General features: G+C 65.5%; 17 protein-coding genes. 10 read left to right on the forward strand and 7 right to left on the reverse strand.

Annotated features, from left to right (window positions below):
* Nucleotides 1-289 precede the first annotated feature (289 nt).
* Nucleotides 290-808 (forward strand): glycine cleavage system protein R, encoded by a 519-nt coding sequence (locus JFY56_RS22030; RefSeq protein ID WP_208316292.1) that lies wholly within the window; start codon nucleotides 290-292, stop codon nucleotides 806-808.
* Between the two features lie 383 nt (nucleotides 809-1,191).
* Here JFY56_RS22030 and rarD read toward each other — a convergent pair whose 3' ends face one another.
* The 7 genes from rarD to JFY56_RS22065 form a co-directional block, all read right to left on the reverse strand.
* Nucleotides 1,192-2,076: an EamA family transporter RarD gene (gene rarD / locus JFY56_RS22035; RefSeq protein ID WP_208316293.1), complete on the reverse strand. Its 885-nt coding sequence runs from the start codon at nucleotides 2,074-2,076 to the stop codon at nucleotides 1,192-1,194.
* A gap of 369 nt (nucleotides 2,077-2,445) precedes the next feature.
* A complete protein-coding gene (locus tag JFY56_RS22040; RefSeq protein WP_208316294.1) occupies nucleotides 2,446-3,423 on the reverse strand; it encodes a serine/threonine protein kinase in 978 nt (325 codons plus the stop codon).
* A 73-nt stretch (nucleotides 3,424-3,496) separates the two neighbouring features.
* Entirely contained in the window at nucleotides 3,497-3,934 is a 438-nt protein-coding gene (locus JFY56_RS22045; RefSeq protein ID WP_208316295.1) for a substrate-binding domain-containing protein, read from the reverse strand.
* 284 nt (nucleotides 3,935-4,218) lie between these two features.
* On the reverse strand, nucleotides 4,219-4,983 hold the full coding sequence (locus tag JFY56_RS22050) for a TOBE domain-containing protein (RefSeq protein WP_208316296.1): 765 nt from the start codon (nucleotides 4,981-4,983) through the stop codon (nucleotides 4,219-4,221).
* Between the two features lie 69 nt (nucleotides 4,984-5,052).
* The gene (locus JFY56_RS22055) at nucleotides 5,053-5,790 is read right to left on the reverse strand and encodes a ComF family protein (protein WP_208316297.1); all 738 of its coding nucleotides are present in this window, start codon (nucleotides 5,788-5,790) and stop codon (nucleotides 5,053-5,055) included.
* Between the two features lie 28 nt (nucleotides 5,791-5,818).
* Nucleotides 5,819-6,112 carry a hypothetical protein gene (locus JFY56_RS22060; RefSeq protein WP_208316298.1) on the reverse strand — a complete coding sequence of 98 codons (294 nt, stop codon included), beginning with the start codon at nucleotides 6,110-6,112 and terminating at the stop codon, nucleotides 5,819-5,821.
* 55 nt (nucleotides 6,113-6,167) lie between these two features.
* Entirely contained in the window at nucleotides 6,168-7,085 is a 918-nt protein-coding gene (locus tag JFY56_RS22065; protein ID WP_208316299.1) for a LysR family transcriptional regulator, read from the reverse strand.
* A 130-nt stretch (nucleotides 7,086-7,215) separates the two neighbouring features.
* On the opposite strand from JFY56_RS22065, the gene JFY56_RS22070 reads away from it, so the two are divergent.
* The 9 genes from JFY56_RS22070 (at nucleotide 7,216) to bioC (ending at nucleotide 15,760) form a co-directional block, all read left to right on the forward strand.
* Nucleotides 7,216-7,974, forward strand: a complete 759-nt coding sequence (locus JFY56_RS22070; RefSeq protein WP_208316300.1) for a 5-oxoprolinase subunit PxpA — start codon at nucleotides 7,216-7,218, stop codon at nucleotides 7,972-7,974.
* Nucleotides 7,975-8,052: 78 nt separating this feature from the next.
* Nucleotides 8,053-8,301: an acetyl-CoA carboxylase gene (locus JFY56_RS22075; protein WP_208316301.1), complete on the forward strand. Its 249-nt coding sequence runs from the start codon at nucleotides 8,053-8,055 to the stop codon at nucleotides 8,299-8,301.
* Between the two features lie 10 nt (nucleotides 8,302-8,311).
* The gene (locus JFY56_RS22080; RefSeq protein WP_208316302.1) at nucleotides 8,312-9,676 is read left to right on the forward strand and encodes an acetyl-CoA carboxylase biotin carboxylase subunit; all 1,365 of its coding nucleotides are present in this window, start codon (nucleotides 8,312-8,314) and stop codon (nucleotides 9,674-9,676) included.
* Between the two features lies 1 nt (nucleotide 9,677).
* The gene (locus tag JFY56_RS22085; protein WP_208316303.1) at nucleotides 9,678-10,556 is read left to right on the forward strand and encodes a 5-oxoprolinase subunit B family protein; all 879 of its coding nucleotides are present in this window, start codon (nucleotides 9,678-9,680) and stop codon (nucleotides 10,554-10,556) included.
* On the forward strand, nucleotides 10,546-11,523 hold the full coding sequence (locus JFY56_RS22090; RefSeq protein ID WP_208316304.1) for a 5-oxoprolinase subunit C family protein: 978 nt from the start codon (nucleotides 10,546-10,548) through the stop codon (nucleotides 11,521-11,523). The genes JFY56_RS22085 and JFY56_RS22090 overlap by 11 nt, the downstream gene beginning before the upstream one ends.
* A 352-nt stretch (nucleotides 11,524-11,875) precedes the next feature.
* Nucleotides 11,876-12,934: a biotin synthase BioB gene (gene bioB / locus JFY56_RS22095; protein ID WP_208316305.1), complete on the forward strand. Its 1,059-nt coding sequence runs from the start codon at nucleotides 11,876-11,878 to the stop codon at nucleotides 12,932-12,934.
* Nucleotides 12,935-13,040: 106 nt separating this feature from the next.
* A complete protein-coding gene (gene bioF / locus JFY56_RS22100; RefSeq protein WP_208316306.1) occupies nucleotides 13,041-14,246 on the forward strand; it encodes an 8-amino-7-oxononanoate synthase in 1,206 nt (401 codons plus the stop codon).
* On the forward strand, nucleotides 14,239-14,964 hold the full coding sequence (locus JFY56_RS22105) for an alpha/beta fold hydrolase (RefSeq protein WP_208316307.1): 726 nt from the start codon (nucleotides 14,239-14,241) through the stop codon (nucleotides 14,962-14,964). The genes bioF and JFY56_RS22105 overlap by 8 nt, the downstream gene beginning before the upstream one ends.
* The gene (gene bioC / locus JFY56_RS22110) at nucleotides 14,957-15,760 is read left to right on the forward strand and encodes a malonyl-ACP O-methyltransferase BioC (RefSeq protein WP_208316308.1); all 804 of its coding nucleotides are present in this window, start codon (nucleotides 14,957-14,959) and stop codon (nucleotides 15,758-15,760) included. Before JFY56_RS22105 ends, bioC begins: the two co-directional genes overlap by 8 nt.
* The last annotated feature ends 28 nt before the right edge of the window (nucleotides 15,761-15,788 follow it).

The raw sequence follows: 15,788 nt of genomic DNA on the forward strand, positions 1-15,788 counted from the left end.
CTTGTAGTCCGAGTTGCGGGATACTACATGAAGCGACGGGAAAAACCAGTGGGCTAAGGTCGAGGACCGACCGGGAAGCGCGCGACAGTCATGCAGTGGCAGTAATGTTCGCAAAAAATAGATAGATTGTTCCAGATAAATCTTTAAACAGTACACGATTGGTTTGTCGGAGTACCTGTGGCGGCCCGTCGCAGCCGGGGGCGGAAGTCGCACCTATACTTTTGGCTTCAGCCCGGGATTCCCGCCACCCCGCTGTCCGGGCCAGCTTCGTCGCCCAGGAGTCTGCCTTATGGATCATCTCGTTCTAACGGTCATCGCCCCCGACCAGCCGGGGCTGGTGGAGCGGATCGCCCAGTGCATCGCCGCCCACGGCGGCAACTGGCTGGAGAGCCGCATGTCGCGGATGGCCGGGCAGTTCGCCGGCATCCTGCGCGTCGCGGTTCCGGCGGAGGGTTACGACGAACTGGTAGAGGGCCTGCAGGGGCTGGCGGACCACGGCATCCGTGTGCTGCTGGCGGAAAGCGGCATCGAGCCCTCGTGCGACTGGAAACCCATCCATCTCGATCTGGTGGGCAACGACCGGCCGGGGATCGTCCGCGATATCACGCGGTTGCTGGCCGAGCAGGGGGTGAACCTGGAGCGCCTGACCACCGAAGTGCGCCCGGCGCCGATGAGCAGCGAGCCGCTGTTCCATGCCGAGGCGTTGCTGGCCGTGCCGTTGACCCTTTCCCTGGACGATCTGAAGCAGCACCTGGAACAACTGGCCGACGATCTGATGGTGGAGCTGAGTTTCAACAGCGAAGAATGACTGAGGGGGGTTATCCACGCATTCTGTGGATAACCCTGTGGGCAGACTGTTCCCAGATTCCTCCATGGCGCGCCGGCTGCGGGCTTCATTCCCTTCTCCGGCGCGCCCTCGGCTTTGCACAGCTGACGTGGAAGGCCTTGTGCGCCGCCTGTTGATAAGTTCTTGCAGGCCACGCCTGGCAATGGTTTCGAAAGACTGATCGAAATCTGTACAGGTTCGCTCCAATGGTTTGGGGCGGAGAGGGAGAAATCTGTGTCTGGGGATAATTGCCGGCCATTCGCGGCGTTATCCACGGCGGGGCTGGATGAGTCTGTGGACAAGGTGCGGGCATTCCTCTGCAGGCCTTGGCAGCTCTGGCCTGCAGAGGATCGATCAATTTCTGCTCAGGCGCGGGACAGCCTGTACCAGGCGTCCGCGCTGTATACGATCAGCCCCGCCCAGATGAAGGCGAAGGACAGCAGGCGCGTGCTGTCGAGGTGCTCGCCGAACAGCAGGGTGGCCTGCAGCAGCACCAGGGTCGGCGCCAGGTACTGCAGGAAGCCCAGGGTGGCGTAGGGCAGGTGGCGCGCGGCGGCGTTGAAGCACACCAGCGGCACCAGGGTGATCGGGCCGGCGGCGGCGAGCCAGAGCGCTTCGCGGGTACTCCAGAAGTCGGCATGGGCGCTCGGACCGTCGCTGAATGCCAGCAGCCAGACCAGCGCCAGCGGCAGCAGCATCCAGGTTTCCACCACCAGCCCCGGCAGCGCGGCCACCGGCGCCTGCTTGCGGATCAGCCCGTAGAAACCGAAGGTCAGCGCCAGCGTCAGCGATACCCAGGGCAGGCTGCCCAGCTGCCAGACCTGCTGCGCCACGCCGATCGCCGCCAGGCCGACGGCTATCCATTGCAACGGCAGCAGGCGCTCGCGCAGCACCAGCATGCCGAGCAGCACGTTGATCAGCGGGTTGATGTAGTAGCCGAGGCTGGCTTCCAGCATGTGCCCGTTGTTCACCGCCCACACGTATATCATCCAGTTGCTGGCGATCAGCATCCCGCTGGCGCCGAGCACGGCGAAGCGCTTCGGGTTTTCCCGCAGTTCGCGCCACCAGCCGGGATGCTTCCAGACCCGCAGCAGGAGCGCGCCGAAGATCGCCGACCAGATGGCCCGGTGGGTGATGATCTCCAGCGCCGGAATGCGTTCGAGCAGTTTGAAGTAGAGCGGAAAGAGTCCCCAGATCACGTAGGCAGTGAGACCGAGGGCATAACCCCGGCGGGGATTGGCGGTGGCCATGGAACATCCTTGATTAGGCGGCTAATGATTGTCCGGCCATTCTAGGATGCCGTTCGAGGCTTGTCTGTGCGCTCAGGTTTTTAGTGGGCGGTAGCCGCAACGTTGCCCGTAACGGAGGGTTTACAGGCGCGTGACGGGGGCCTTGCAGGAGCGCCCCATGGGCGCGAATCGCGGGCATGGCTCTACGGTTCGCTCATGCAGAACGTAGGGTGGAAAACGGCGAAGCCTTTTCCACCATCAGGCGCGGTGCGACGGGGCGGTGGACAAGTTTTTTGAGTTGCCGGCATTCGCGAGCAGAGCTCGCTCCGGGGGTTACGCAGCCCAACGTCCGGAGTGGTGATGTTGGGCTTCACTGCGTTCAGCGCCAACCTACGAGAACAGTCGCAGCGGCTCTTCGTCCAGCGCGGCAAGCTGTTCGCGCAGTATCAGCACTTGCTCGCCCCAGTAACGCTCGCTGCCGAACCAGGGGAAGCTCGGCGGGAACGCGGGGTCGTCCCAGCGTCGTGCCAGCCAGGCGCTGTAGTGCATCAGGCGCAGCGAGCGCAGGCCTTCGATCAGCGGCAGTTCGCGCGGATCGAAGTCGTGGAATTCCTGGTAGCCGTCCATCAGCTCGGACAGTTGCGACATCCGTTCGTGACGCTCGCCGGCGAGCATCATCCACAGGTCCTGCACCGCCGGGCCCATGCGGCAGTCGTCGAGGTCGACGACGTGGAAGGTGTCGTCGCGGCACAGCAGGTTGCCCGGATGGCAGTCGCCGTGCATGCGGATCGGGTTGTAGGTGACGCGCTCGAACAGGTTGTCGAGCCGCTTGAGCAGGTCGCGCGCCACCGACTCGTAGGCGGGCAGCAGGCTGGCCGGGATGAAGTTGCTTTCCAGCAGGGTCGCCAGCGATTCGTGGCCGAAGTTGTTCACCGCGAGGGTTTCGCGGTGCACGAACGGCCGGTTGGCGCCGACCGCGTGCAGGCGGCCGAGCAGCTGGCCGAGGCGGTAGAGCTGGTCGAGGTTGCCCGGCTCCGGCGCGCGGCCGCCACGGCGGGGGAAGAGGGTGAAGCGGAAGCCGGCGTACTCGAACAGGGTCTCGCCGTCATGCACCAGCGGCGCCACCACCGGTACCTCGCATTCCGCCAGTTCGGCGGAGAAGGTATGTTCCTCGCGGATCGCCGCGTCGCTCCAGCGTCCGGGGCGGTAGAACTTGGCGATCAGCGGTTCGCTTTCGTCGATGCCCACCTGGTAGACGCGGTTCTCGTAGCTGTTCAGCGCAAGAACGCGCGCATCGCTGCGGAAGCCGATGCTTTCCACCGCGTCGAGGACCAGGTCTGGCGTGAGGGCGGAAAAGGGATGGGTCATGGCGGCGGACCGAGGCAGGAGGAATCCGCCTAGTTTACGCATGCCGCCATGGGAATGGTTGCCGCCGTCGCGATCACTCGCCGGGCAGGCGGTAGCCGGCCTTGCGCAGCAGCTCGCGGTGGGCGTCGAAGTACGTGATGAAACGCTCGGCCAGCTCATGTCGCGGACCTTCCACCAGCACCACGTATTGCTGCTCGTGCTTGCCGTGGGCATAGGTCTTCGGCGCTTCACCACGGCCGAGGGCGTGCAGTTTCCGCGGGCCGACGCTGTCGTCGGCGAAGTACATGTCGTACGGCGCGCCCTTTTCGATCTCCGCCGCCATTTCGTCGCTGGGGCCGTCGATCAGCAGCACCTTGTTGCCGGTTTCCATCTGGTACTGGTCGACCAGCGGTTCGAGGGTTTTCATGAACTGGCTGCCGCAGGCGACGCGCAGGACATCCGGGGTGGCCTGGCCGATAGCGGGGAACAGGGGCAGGCAGGCGAGCAGCAAAAGGGCAAGCAGACGGCGCATGGAAATGGCTCCGAGAGGGGCTGGAGATTTCCGCAATTGGAGCGCGATTTAGCCGAAACCCGTTTGATATATGGCAGCCGATCCTCAGAGCCTGTTCATGATCTCGCGAGCTAGAGCAGAACAAGGCGAAAACGGGGGAGGGAGCGGAGTTTACACGCAGTAAATGAGCATGACTCGCTTCGCTCTCCCCTTCGGGGCCGCACTGAAGTGCGTTAGCTACAAGTAGCTTCCGAGCCCGTTTTCAACGCAGTTATGCCGACGCGCAGCAGATCATGGGCAGGCTCTCAGAGGGGCGTGCCGAGAATCACTTGTGCCGGGGAAAACTGCGCGCGCACATAGTCGCCAACCCGCAGGCGCAGCATCCCGACGCGCTCCGGGTCGGTCAGTGCGCAGAGGGTCTGGCCGCTGGGCAGCTGGATGCGCACCTCGCAGGGCCCGTCGCCGGCCTCGCGAATTTCCTCGATGTTGCCCTCCAGCGCGTTGAGGCCTTCCGGGCAGGGGATCTGCGGCAGGTCGACGTAGAGCCAGCCGGCCTTCATCAGCGCGATCACCGGCTGGCCGACGCCCAGTTCGAGTTTTTCCGTGCTTTCGCGGGTGATCCGCGCCTGGATGCGCGCGCCGCCCGGCAGTTCTATGTGCACCAGGTCGTTGAGTCCGACCGTCTGGATCTCGCCGATCCGTCCGTGCAGTTGGTTGCGCGCGCTGGTGCGCATCATCAGGCGGCCGATCAGTTCGAGGTCGGACTGCTGCTCGACGTGTTCGACGATGTGCTCGCGCAACGCCTCCAGCCGCTGGTAGAGCGCCAGCAGGCGCTCGCCCTCGGGCGTCAGGCGCGCGCCGCCGCCGCCCTTGCCGCCGACGCTGCGTTCCACCAGCGGACGTTCCGCCAGGTTGTTGAGTTCGTCGATGGCGTCCCAGGCGGTCTTGTAGCTCATCCCCGCGGCCTTGGCGGCCTGGGTGATGGAGCCGAGCTGGGCGATCTGCGCCAGCAGGGCGATGCGCTGCGGGCGGCGGGTGACGTGCTGGGTAAGGAGGCTGAGGGTGGTCATGGCGTTCGCTGTGGAAATTCGTCTACGGCGAGACTCGATCAAACCGGAGGCGAAGGCAAGCCGTGGCGTTCAATCCGGCTTCGGCGTGCGCGCCAGGCAGTAGACATCCACCCGCGCCGCGCCGGCCTTGCGCAGCAGTTGGGCGATGCGCGCGGCGGTGGCGCCGGTGGTCAGCACGTCGTCCACCAGCGCCAGGTGCAGGCCGCGCAGATCGGTACCGACATCCAGGGCGAAGGCATCGCGCAGATTGCGCTTGCGGGTGGCGGCGTCGAGGCCCTGTTGCGTCGGGGTTTCGCGGATGCGCTGGACGATGCGCCCAGCAACCTGCAACTGCAGGCTGCTGCCCAGCCAGTCGGCCAGCATCGCCGCCTGGTTGAAGCCGCGCTGCCGTTGCCGGCGCGGCGCCAGCGGCACCGGCAGGAGCAGGTCGGGACGTGGCAGTCCGTCATGAAAGGCATGCTGCAGATGGCGCGCCAGCAGCAGGCCGAGCAGCCGTCCCAGCGGCCACTGTCCATGATGCTTGAAGCGGGTGACCAGGCTGTCCATCGGGAAGGCATAGCGCCACGGCGTTTCCACCCGGCTGAACGGCGGTGGTTTCTTCAGGCATTCACCGCAGGCCAGGCCCTGGCTCGGCAGGGGCAGGGCGCAGATCGCGCATTGGCCGCCGAGCCAGGGCAGGTCGGCATCGCAGCCGGGGCACAGCGGCAATTCGGCGTTATCCGCCGGCGCGCCGCAGAGCAGGCAGTGCGGACGATTCTCCAGCCAGACGGGGCGTAACCGCCGCAGCAACGGAACGAGTGATGGCATGGCCCCTCCATGGGCGATGCGGCGCTGCTCAGCGGATCAGCCAGCTCATCACGATCAGGCCGAACAGGGTCCAGAGCAGGCCGCCGAAGATCGAGCGGCGCGCGAAGGCGCGGACGCCACTGTAGATCAGCAGCAGGCCGAGGAAGAGCAGGACGAAGCTGAAGAACGAGACGTCCATTCCGATGGCGCGCGCCAGGCCGTGGAGGAAGTCGTCCATGGCGCCCCAGATGCCGCCGAGCACGCCGGAGAGCAGGTCGACGAGGAAGCGGATGGCCTTGCCGAGCGTTTCGCCGAGCCAGTCGAAGAAGCTTTCTGTGCCCATGAGTCCCATGGTTCCTTGGGGTCTGTTGGATTGGAGCGAAGATTAGCCGTTCGGTTCAGCGGCGCGAGCTGCTCAACTGCGGGGCGAGGAAGGACTGATGGAAGTATTCGCGGAACGCCTTCATCGCCGGGGTGAATTCGCGGTCGCGCAGCCAGGCCAGGCCGACGCTCATCGACGGCACCGGATCGATCAACGAAAGCGTCTCGATGCGTTTGCCTTCCAGCGACCACGGTCGGTAGACGAGGTCGGAGAGGATAGCCACGCCGGAGCCGTTGGCCACCATGCTGCGCACCGCCTCCACCGAACTGGTATTCAGGATCACCTTCGGCTGCTGCCCGCTGGCCGCCCAGTAGCGCATCGAGCTTTGCCCGGCCTCGTCGACCGTGAGCATGATGTACGGCTCGCTGGCGACATCCGCCAGCCCCACGGCGGTGCGCTCGCTGAGCGGATGGCGCACCGGCAGCCAGAGGCGGCGAGTGGAGCTGAACAGGGTTTCCGCGGCGATCTGCGGTTCGGTGAGATTGCCGGTCAGCACCACGGCCATGTCGTAGCGACCGTCGAGCAGGCCCAGTTCGATATCCACCCGCTCCTGTTCGTGCAGATGCACCTGCAGATCCGGATAGGCCTGCGCCAGGCGCTGCAGATGGTGGGGCAGGAAGTAACCCATCACGGTGTAGCTGGCGGCGACGTTCATGCTGCCGCTGATGTGGGTGTCCGGCAGAGGGCTGTTCAGCGCGTCCTCCACGCTGCGCAGGATCGAATAGGCGTGGTTGAGAAAGTGCCGGCCATTGTCTGTGAGGATCATGCCCTGTGCAGTACGTGTGAACAGCGTCGCGCCGAGCAGGCTCTCCAGTTCCTGGATGGCACTGGTCACCGCCGACTGGGAAATGTGCAGGTTGATCGCCGCCTGGGAGATCTGCCCGATCTCGGCGGTGGCGACGAAGTAGCGGACCTGGCGCAGGGTGAAAGCCATGGAAGTGCTCCCGCAGGTATCGATTTTTCAGAAACTGATCTATCGGATAATAAATCTACCCAATACCGACATGCGGATTTAACGTCTTCCCAACGACCTCTACAACAAGCACAAGCGAGGCCTGCGGGCGATGAAAGCAGTCGATCTCAATTCCGACATGGGCGAAGGTTTCGGCCCATGGACCATCGGTGACGGTGTGGACGAGGCGATCATGCCGCTGATCAGCAGCGCCAACATCGCCACCGGCTTCCATGCCGGCGATCCCAACATCATGCGCCGCACCGTCGAGCTGGCTATCCAGCACGGCGTCGGCATTGGCGCCCATCCTGGTTTCCGCGACCTGGTCGGCTTCGGCCGCCGCCACATCAATGCACCGGCCACCGAACAGATCAACGACATGCTCTACCAGCTCGGCGCGTTGCGTGAATTCGCCCGCCTGAACGGTGTGTGTCTGCAGCACATCAAGCCCCACGGCGCGCTGTACATGCATCTGGCGCGCGACGAGCAGGCCGCCCACGAATTCGTCGAAACCCTGCACCGTCTCGATCCCGAACTGCTGCTGTTCTGCATGGACGGCTCCGCCACCTGGCGCGCTGCCCAGGAACTGGGCCATCCGGTGGTGCGCGAGTTCTATGCCGATCGCGACTACGACAACAGTGGCTCCATCGTCTTCATCCGCCGCGTAAAAGCCCTCGACTCGCAGGAAGTGGCGGCCAAGGTGCTGCGTGCCTGCCGCGAGGGCAAGGTACGCACGGTGGAAGGCGACGATATCGATATCGCCTTCGATTCGATCTGCATCCATAGCGACACGCCCGGCGCACTGGCGCTGGTCGAGGCTACCCGCGCCGCTCTGGACGCCGCCGGTATTGCCATCCGGGCGCCACGCTGAGCGCCTGCCCGCCGCCGTGCGGACCTTTCCCACTGCCAACCTGCCATCCATAGACAATTCGAACAATGAGGACCAGTCATGGCCAAACATAATGTGCAGTCGCCCCTGCCGGGCACTTTCTATCGCAAACCGAGCCCGGACACTCCGGCCTACGCCGAGGTCGGCCAGCGGGTCGAAGCCGATAGCGTGATCGGTCTGGTGGAAGTGATGAAACAGTTCTCCGAGGTACGCGCGGAATGCGCCGGAACGCTGCAGGCGTTCCTGGTCGAGGACGGCGACCCGATCGAACCGGGACAGGATCTGGCGACCATCGCCACCGAAGCGTGAGGGCTGGGTCATGCTGAAGAAATTGCTGATCGCCAACCGTGGCGAGATCGCCGTGCGCATCATCCGGGCGGCGCGCAGCCTGGGCATTCCGACCGTGGCGGCATGCAGCGAGGCGGACGCCGACTCGCTGGCCGCGCGCCAGGCAGACGAGGTGTATATCATCGGGCCGGCGCGAGCCGACCGCAGTTACCTGAACGCCGAAGCGCTGCTGCAGGCGGCGCGTGACAGCGGGGCGGACTCGATCCACCCCGGCTATGGCTTCCTTTCCGAGAACGCCGCATTCGCCGAAGCGGTGGCAGATGCAGGGCTGATCTTCGTCGGTCCGGATGCACAGACCATCCGCCGCATGGGCGACAAGGCCGAAGCACGGCGCACGGCGATGGCCGCTGGCGTGCCGGTGGTACCGGGTTCGCCGGGAGAGTTGGAGAATCTGGATGCGGCGCTGCGTTGTGCCGAAGACGTAGGTTATCCGCTGCTGATCAAAGCCTCGGCCGGTGGCGGCGGGCGCGGTATCCGCATCGCCCACGATGCCGACGAACTTCGCCGGGAGTTTCCCATCGCCCAGCGCGAAGCGCAGGCAGCGTTCGGTTCGGATGCGGTCTATCTGGAGCGCTTCATCCGTCAGGCTCGGCATATCGAAGTGCAGATTCTGGGGGACGGCGAACGCGCGGTGCACCTGTTCGAGCGCGAATGCTCGCTGCAGCGGCGCCGGCAGAAGGTCTTCGAGGAAGCGCCTTCTGCCGCGCTGAATGGCGCTCAACGCGAAGCGCTCTGCACCAGCGCCGTACGCCTGGCTGAGAGCCTTGGCTATCGCGGCGCCGGTACGCTGGAATATCTGTTCGATTCGCACAGCGGCGAGTTCTTCTTCATCGAGATGAACACCCGCATCCAGGTCGAGCACCCGGTCAGCGAGATGGTCACCGGCATCGATCTGGTGCAGTCCATGCTGCGCATTGCTGCCGGCGAGAAACTCGAATGGAGCCAGGAGGACATCCGCCTGGAAGGCGCCGCGCTGGAAATGCGCATCAACGCCGAAGACCCCGAGCGCAACTTCTTCCCCAGCCCCGGCGTGGTGGAAAGCCTCGGCTGGCCGCAGGGCGAGGGCGTGCGCGTGGACAGTCACCTGTATCCGGGCTATCGCGTGCCTGCCTACTACGACTCCCTGCTGGCGAAGATCATCGTCCACGGCAAGGACCGCGCCGAGGCGTTCGCCCGCGCACAACAGGCTCTGGAAGACACCACGCTGACTGGCATGGCGACCACGCTGCCGCTGCACAGCTGGTTGCTGGCCGACCCCCGAGTGCAGTCGGCGCAGTTCGATACCGGAACCCTGGAAACCTGGCTGGCCGAACGCGCGGCCGTCGCGGAGGTGTGAGATGCACGAAGAGATCCGCTACAGCTTCGGCGGCGACGAGCACCTGTTCGCCGAAGTCGCCGAATCCATGTCGCTGGAAGCCTTCTTCCGCGGCATGGCCGTCACCCGTGCGATCGAGCAACAGGCGATCCCCGGCGTGCTGGACATCTGCCTGGCCAATGCATCGTTCCAGGTGCGTTTCAATCCCGACCTGATCGAGCCGCAGGCGCTGCTCGAACGCGTCCGCCAACTGGAGTCGCGGGCTACTACCGCGCGGCAAATCCAGACGCGGATCATCGAGATCCCGGTGCTCTACAACGACCCCTGGACCCACGAGACGCTGATGCGTTTCCGTGATCGTCACCAGGACCCGGAGTCCACCGACCTGGAGTACGCAGCGCGGATCAACGGCTATCAGAACGTGCAGGCGTTCATCGAGGCGCACAGCGGTACGCCGTGGTTCGTCTCGATGGTCGGCTTCGTCGCCGGCCTGCCGTTCATGTACCAGATGGTCGAGCACGAGCGGCAGTTGCAGGTGCCCAAGTACCTGCGCCCGCGCACCGATACGCCGAAACTGACCCTCGGCCACGGCGGCTGTTTCGGCTGCATCTACTCGGTACGCGGCGCCGGCGGCTACCAGATGTTCGGCGTCACCCCGGCGCCGATCTACGACTCGCAGCAGCGCCTCGGTTACCTGAAGGACTCCATGGTGTTCTTCCGCGCCGGTGACATCGTCCAGTTCAAGCCCATCGACCGCGAGGAATACGACCGGGCTGTGGAGGCGGTGGATGCCGGAACCTTCGAGCTGCGCATCCGTCCGGTCGATTTCGACCTCGACGCTTTCCTCAACGATCCGCAAGGCTGCAAGCAGCGCCTGCAGGAGGTGCTCCATGTCGATTAAGGTGCTCAAGCCCGGCCTCGCCACCTCGGTGCAGGATTCCGGTCGCGAAGGCTATTACCACCTCGGAATCCCGCCGTCCGGGGCGCTCGACCAGTACTCCCTGCGCGCGGCCAACCTGCTGGTCGGCAACTCGGCTACAGCGGCGGTGCTGGAGTGCACCCTGCTCGGGCCGCAGCTGGAGTTCCAGCGTGACGCTTTGGTGGCCGTCTGCGGTGCTGCCATGACTCCTCGCGTCGATGGCGCCGAAATGCCGCTGGATACCGCATTCCGCGTGCGTGCCGGGCAGGTGCTCGGCTTCGATTTCATCAAGGGCGGTGCCCGCGGTTATGTCGCCATCGAGGGTGGCATAGACGTGCCCGAAGTGCTGGGCAGCCGTTCCACCTATGGCCTGGGGGCTATCGGCGGATACAACGGTCGACGCCTGGAAGCCGGCGACGTGCTGCCGCTGGGCCAGCCGAGTGGGCGTGGTCAGGAAGGGCTGGCGCTGCCGCGTTCGCTGCATGTCGAGGTGGGGGGCGAGATCAGCCTGCGAGTGGTTCCAGGCCTGTATTACCACCGCCTGACGGCGCAGGCTGCCGAGCAGTTCTTCGCCGACACCTGGACGGTCGGTTCGGAGGCGGACCGTACCGGCTATCGCTTCAAGGGCGGCACGCCGCTGCAGTTCGAGCCGCGCGAGCAGCCGTTCGGCGCGGGTTCCGACCCGTCGAATATCGTCGACGCCTGCTATCCGATCGGCTCGATCCAGGTTCCCGGCGGGCTGGAGCCCATCGTCCTGCATCGCGACGCGGTATCCGGTGGCGGCTACGCGATGATCGGTACGGTGATCAGCCCGGACCTCAATCGAATCGCTCAGTTGCAGCCGAACCAGAAGGTCCGTTTCGTCCCGATCTCCCTTGAGGAAGGGCTGGAGGCGCGGCGCAAGTACAACCAGCAACTGGAAAACCTCAACCGTTTCTTTCTTGCCTGAACCGTTCGTAGAAAACCGATAACAAAAAACGCCGCGGCGGCGTTCCCGGTGGTCCCCGATCCTGAGGGACCGCCGCGGCGTCCTGCTGCCGCGAATCGAGCACTCACGTTCTCCGCGCCGCTGACTTTCGTGATCTCTGCCGGTGTCTACGCCGCGTTTCGACGTCGTCTGTCGGTGCAGTTGGCTAGCGAGATGAATTGATCAATAAGTGATCAGATGTCAACCTGTGTCTTTTCACGGGTTGACAGCATCCAACGGGTTCTTGAATCATTCAGCAAGCCTGATTACCCGGTGGCGCGCCGCCGGGCACCCCTGACAAGAGGCGCCCCGAAGCGTCGAAGGAAGCCGATCCATGAGTGCCACCGCAACCCAGACCACCCGCCACGACTGGACTCTCGCCGAGGTCCGTGCCCTGTTCGAACAGCCTTTCAACGACCTGCTGTTCCAGGCCCAGACCATGCACCGCGCGCATTTCGACCCGAACCGCGTGCAGGTTTCCACCCTGCTGTCGATCAAGACTGGCGCCTGCCCGGAAGACTGCAAGTATTGCCCGCAGTCCGGCCACTACAACACCGGCCTGGACAAGGAAAAACTGATGGAAGTGCAGAAGGTGCTGGAAGCCGCGGCGGAAGCCAAGGCCATCGGCTCCACCCGCTTCTGCATGGGCGCGGCGTGGAAGCACCCGTCGGCCAAGGACATGCCCTACGTGCTGGAGATGGTCAAGGGCGTGAAAAAGCTCGGCCTGGAAACCTGCATGACCCTCGGCCGCCTGACCCAGGAGCAGACCCAGTCGCTGGCCGAAGCGGGCCTGGACTACTACAACCACAACCTCGATACCTCGCCGGAGTTCTACGGCAACATCATCACCACCCGCACCTACAGCGAGCGCCTGCAGACCCTGGCCTACGTGCGCGAAGCGGGGATGAAGATCTGCTCCGGCGGCATCCTCGGCATGGGTGAGTCGGTGGACGACCGCGCCGGCCTGCTGATCCAGCTGGCGAATCTGCCGGAACACCCGGAATCCGTGCCGATCAACATGCTGGTGAAGGTGAAGGGCACCCCGCTGGCCGAGGAGAAGGACGTCGATCCGTTCGACTTCATCCGCACCCTGGCCGTTGCCCGCATCATGATGCCGAAGTCCCACGTGCGCCTGTCCGCCGGCCGCGAGCAGATGAACGAGCAGATGCAGGCCCTGGCCTTCATGGCCGGCGCCAACTCGATCTTCTACGGCGAGAAGCTGCTGACCACCACCAACCCGCAGGCGGAGAAGGACATGCAGCTGTTCGCCCGCCTCGGCATCAAGCCGGAAGAGCGCGAAGAGCACGCCGACGAGGTGCACCAGGCCGCCATCGAGCAGGCACTGGTCGAACAGCGCGATTCGCAGCTGTTCTACAACGCCGCCTCGGCCTGACCATACTGTGGTGGATGAAAAAACGTCATCCACCCTACGCAGGCGCTGACTTCAGCGTAGGGTGGATAACCCGCTTGCGGTTATCCACCATCACGAGCGACTTGCCATGTCCTTCGATCTCCCCGCCCGCCTTGCCGAACGCAGGGCGCAAGACCTCTACCGTCAGCGTCCGCTGCTGGAAAGCCCGCAGGGGCCGGAAGTGGTTATCGACGGCCAGCCCCTGCTGGCCTTCTGTTCCAACGACTATCTCGGCCTCGCCAACCATCCCGAAGTGATCGCTGCTATGCGTGCCGGTGCCGAGCGCTGGGGCGTGGGCGGCGGCTCCTCGCATCTGGTCAACGGCCATTGCGGCCCGCACCACGAGCTGGAACTGGCCCTCGCCGAGTTCACCGGCCGTCCGCGCGCGCTGCTGTTCTCCACCGGCTACATGGCCAATATCGGCGCGGTCACCGCGCTGGTCGGCAAGGGCGACACGGTGCTGGAAGACCGCCTCAACCACGCCTCTCTGCTGGATGCCGGGCTGCTTTCCGGCGCGCGTTTCTCGCGCTACCTGCACAACGACGCGGCCAGCCTCGCCTCGCGCCTCGATAAAGCCGAAGGCAACACGCTGGTCGTGACCGACGGCGTGTTCAGCATGGACGGCGATCTCGCCGACCTGCCGGCCATCTGCGCCGCCGCGAAGAAGAAGGGCGCCTGGGTGATGGTCGACGACGCCCACGGCTTTGGTCCGCTGGGCGCCAATGGCGGCGGCATCGTCGAGCATTTCGGCCTGGGCATGGATGACGTGCCGGTGCTGGTCGGCACCCTTGGCAAGGCCTTCGGCACCGCCGGGGCCTTCGTCGCCGGCAGCGAAGAACTGATCGAGACGCTGATCCAGTTCGCCCGCCCGTACATCTATACCACCAGCCAGCCGCCGGCCGTCGCCTGCGCGACGCTGAAGAGCCTGGAACTGCTGCGTCGGGAAAGCTGGCGCCGCGAGCATCTGGCCGCGCTGATCGCTCGCTTCCGCAAGGGCGCCGAAGCCATCGGCCTGACCCTGATGGACAGCCCGACGCCGATCCAGCCGATCCTCATCGGCGGCAGCCGCCAGGCCGTGGAACTCTCCGCCGAGCTGCGCCAGCACGGCATCATGGTCGGCGCGATCCGTCCGCCGACCGTGCCGGCCGGCAGCGCGCGCCTGCGTGTGACACTTTCCGCCGCCCACAGCGAGGCCCAGGTCGACCGTCTGCTCGACGCCCTGGCCGACAGCTGGCAGCGGGTGTCATCTACCCTTCTCGCGGAGATCGAAGGCGAGGAGGGCGACGATGCGTGACCAACTGATCCTGCTGCCGGGCTGGGGCCTGGGCAGCGCACCGCTGGAGCCGCTGCGCGAGGCGCTGCTGGAGCAGGCGCCACACCTGAACGTGCAGATCGAACCGCTGCCCGGCGATGCGGATGCCGCGACCTGGCTGGATGAGCTGGACGACAACATTCCCCACGATGCCTGGCTTGCCGGCTGGTCGCTGGGCGGCATGCTCGCCGCCGAACTGGCCGCGCGCCGGGGCGAAGCCTGCCGCGGGCTGATCACCATTGCCGCCAATGCCTGCTTCCGCCAGCGCGAGGACTGGTCAGCGGCGATGGCGAACGAGGTGTTCGAGGACTTCTTCGAAGCCTTCCTGCTCGACCCGGTGATGACCCGCAAACGCTTCACCCTGCTGGTCAGCCAGGGCGCCCGTGATGCCCGCACTCTGGCGCGTCAGCTGCAGGTGGCGTTGCCGCAACTGGACAGCGAAGCGCTGTCCGCCGGCCTGCAGTTGCTCGGTCAGTTGGATACCCGCGAGGCGCTGCACAACTATCCCGGTCCGCAGTTGCACGTGTTCGCCGGCAGCGATGCGCTGGTTCCGGCGAGTGCCGCCGACGCGCTGCTGGAGTGGCTGCCGGATATCGAGGTGAGCGTGTTCGCCGACGCCAGCCACGGCCTGCCGCTGGAGCGCCCGGATGAGGTAGCCAAAGCGGTGCTGCGTTTCATGCAAGAGGGCGAAGATGCCTGAGTTTTGTGTAGAGGGCGTGCTGCCGGACAAGCGCCAGGTCGCCGCCTCGTTTTCCCGTGCGGCGGAAACCTACGACGCCGTCGCCGAATTGCAGCGCGCGGTGGGCGAAGGCCTGCTGGCGCGCCTGTCGGATGATTTCGTCCCGCAGCGCTGGGTCGATCTCGGCTGCGGTACCGGCTATTTCAGCCGCGCGCTCGGTCGGCGTTTTCCTGATAGCGAAGGGATCGCCGTGGATATCGCCGAGGGCATGCTGCGGCATGCTGGCGCCCTTGGCGGCGCCCGGCATTTCGTTGGTGGCGACGCCGAATGCCTGCCGCTGCGCGATGCCAGTTGCGACCTGATCTTCTCCAGCCTGGCGATCCAGTGGTGCGCGAATCTGCCGGCGGTACTCGCCGAAGCATCGCGGGTGCTGCGTCCGGGCGGCGTGCTGGCCTTCAGCAGCCTGTGCATCGGCACCCTCGGCGAACTGCGCGAGAGCTGGCAGGCGGTGGATGGCTTCGTCCACGTCAATCGCTTCCGCCCGTTCGACGAATACCAGCACCGTTGCGACGAAAGCGGGCTGGAGGTGCTGGAGCTATCCACCGAGGACCGCGTCCTGCACTTCCCCGACCTGCGCAGCCTGACCCATGAACTCAAGGCCCTCGGCGCGCACAACCTCAATCCCGGCCGCCCCGGCGGGCTCACCGGCCGCGAGCGGGTGCGCGCGCTGATCGCTGCCTACGAGCGCTTCCGTCAGCCGGAAGGACTGCCGGCGACCTACCGGGTGGTCAACGCGATCCTGCGCAAGTCGTCGTAGGGCGGGTGAAACCCGCCGGAACGGCACC

The sequence above is a fragment of the Pseudomonas schmalbachii genome (genome assembly GCF_017589465.1).
Lineage (GTDB): Bacteria > Pseudomonadota > Gammaproteobacteria > Pseudomonadales > Pseudomonadaceae > Pseudomonas > Pseudomonas schmalbachii.

Excerpts from the sequence above, each read along its gene's own strand:
- JFY56_RS22085 (WP_208316303.1), top strand. The coding sequence starts at position 9,678 with ATGCACGAAGAGATCCGCTACAGCTTCGGCGGCGACGAGCACCTGTTC.
- bioF (WP_208316306.1), top strand. The coding sequence starts at position 13,041 with ATGTCCTTCGATCTCCCCGCCCGCCTTGCCGAACGCAGGGCGCAAGAC.
- JFY56_RS22070 (WP_208316300.1), top strand. The coding sequence starts at position 7,216 with ATGAAAGCAGTCGATCTCAATTCCGACATGGGCGAAGGTTTCGGCCCA.
- JFY56_RS22065 (WP_208316299.1), bottom strand. The coding sequence starts at position 7,085 with ATGGCTTTCACCCTGCGCCAGGTCCGCTACTTCGTCGCCACCGCCGAG.
- rarD (WP_208316293.1), bottom strand. The coding sequence starts at position 2,076 with ATGGCCACCGCCAATCCCCGCCGGGGTTATGCCCTCGGTCTCACTGCC.
- JFY56_RS22050 (WP_208316296.1), bottom strand. The coding sequence starts at position 4,983 with ATGACCACCCTCAGCCTCCTTACCCAGCACGTCACCCGCCGCCCGCAG.
- JFY56_RS22075 (WP_208316301.1), top strand. The coding sequence starts at position 8,053 with ATGGCCAAACATAATGTGCAGTCGCCCCTGCCGGGCACTTTCTATCGC.
- bioC (WP_208316308.1), top strand. The coding sequence starts at position 14,957 with ATGCCTGAGTTTTGTGTAGAGGGCGTGCTGCCGGACAAGCGCCAGGTC.
- JFY56_RS22090 (WP_208316304.1), top strand. The coding sequence starts at position 10,546 with ATGTCGATTAAGGTGCTCAAGCCCGGCCTCGCCACCTCGGTGCAGGAT.
- JFY56_RS22030 (WP_208316292.1), top strand. The coding sequence starts at position 290 with ATGGATCATCTCGTTCTAACGGTCATCGCCCCCGACCAGCCGGGGCTG.
- JFY56_RS22045 (WP_208316295.1), bottom strand. The coding sequence starts at position 3,934 with ATGCGCCGTCTGCTTGCCCTTTTGCTGCTCGCCTGCCTGCCCCTGTTC.
- JFY56_RS22080 (WP_208316302.1), top strand. The coding sequence starts at position 8,312 with ATGCTGAAGAAATTGCTGATCGCCAACCGTGGCGAGATCGCCGTGCGC.
- JFY56_RS22040 (WP_208316294.1), bottom strand. The coding sequence starts at position 3,423 with ATGACCCATCCCTTTTCCGCCCTCACGCCAGACCTGGTCCTCGACGCG.
- JFY56_RS22105 (WP_208316307.1), top strand. The coding sequence starts at position 14,239 with ATGCGTGACCAACTGATCCTGCTGCCGGGCTGGGGCCTGGGCAGCGCA.
- JFY56_RS22060 (WP_208316298.1), bottom strand. The coding sequence starts at position 6,112 with ATGGGCACAGAAAGCTTCTTCGACTGGCTCGGCGAAACGCTCGGCAAG.
- JFY56_RS22055 (WP_208316297.1), bottom strand. The coding sequence starts at position 5,790 with ATGCCATCACTCGTTCCGTTGCTGCGGCGGTTACGCCCCGTCTGGCTG.
- bioB (WP_208316305.1), top strand. The coding sequence starts at position 11,876 with ATGAGTGCCACCGCAACCCAGACCACCCGCCACGACTGGACTCTCGCC.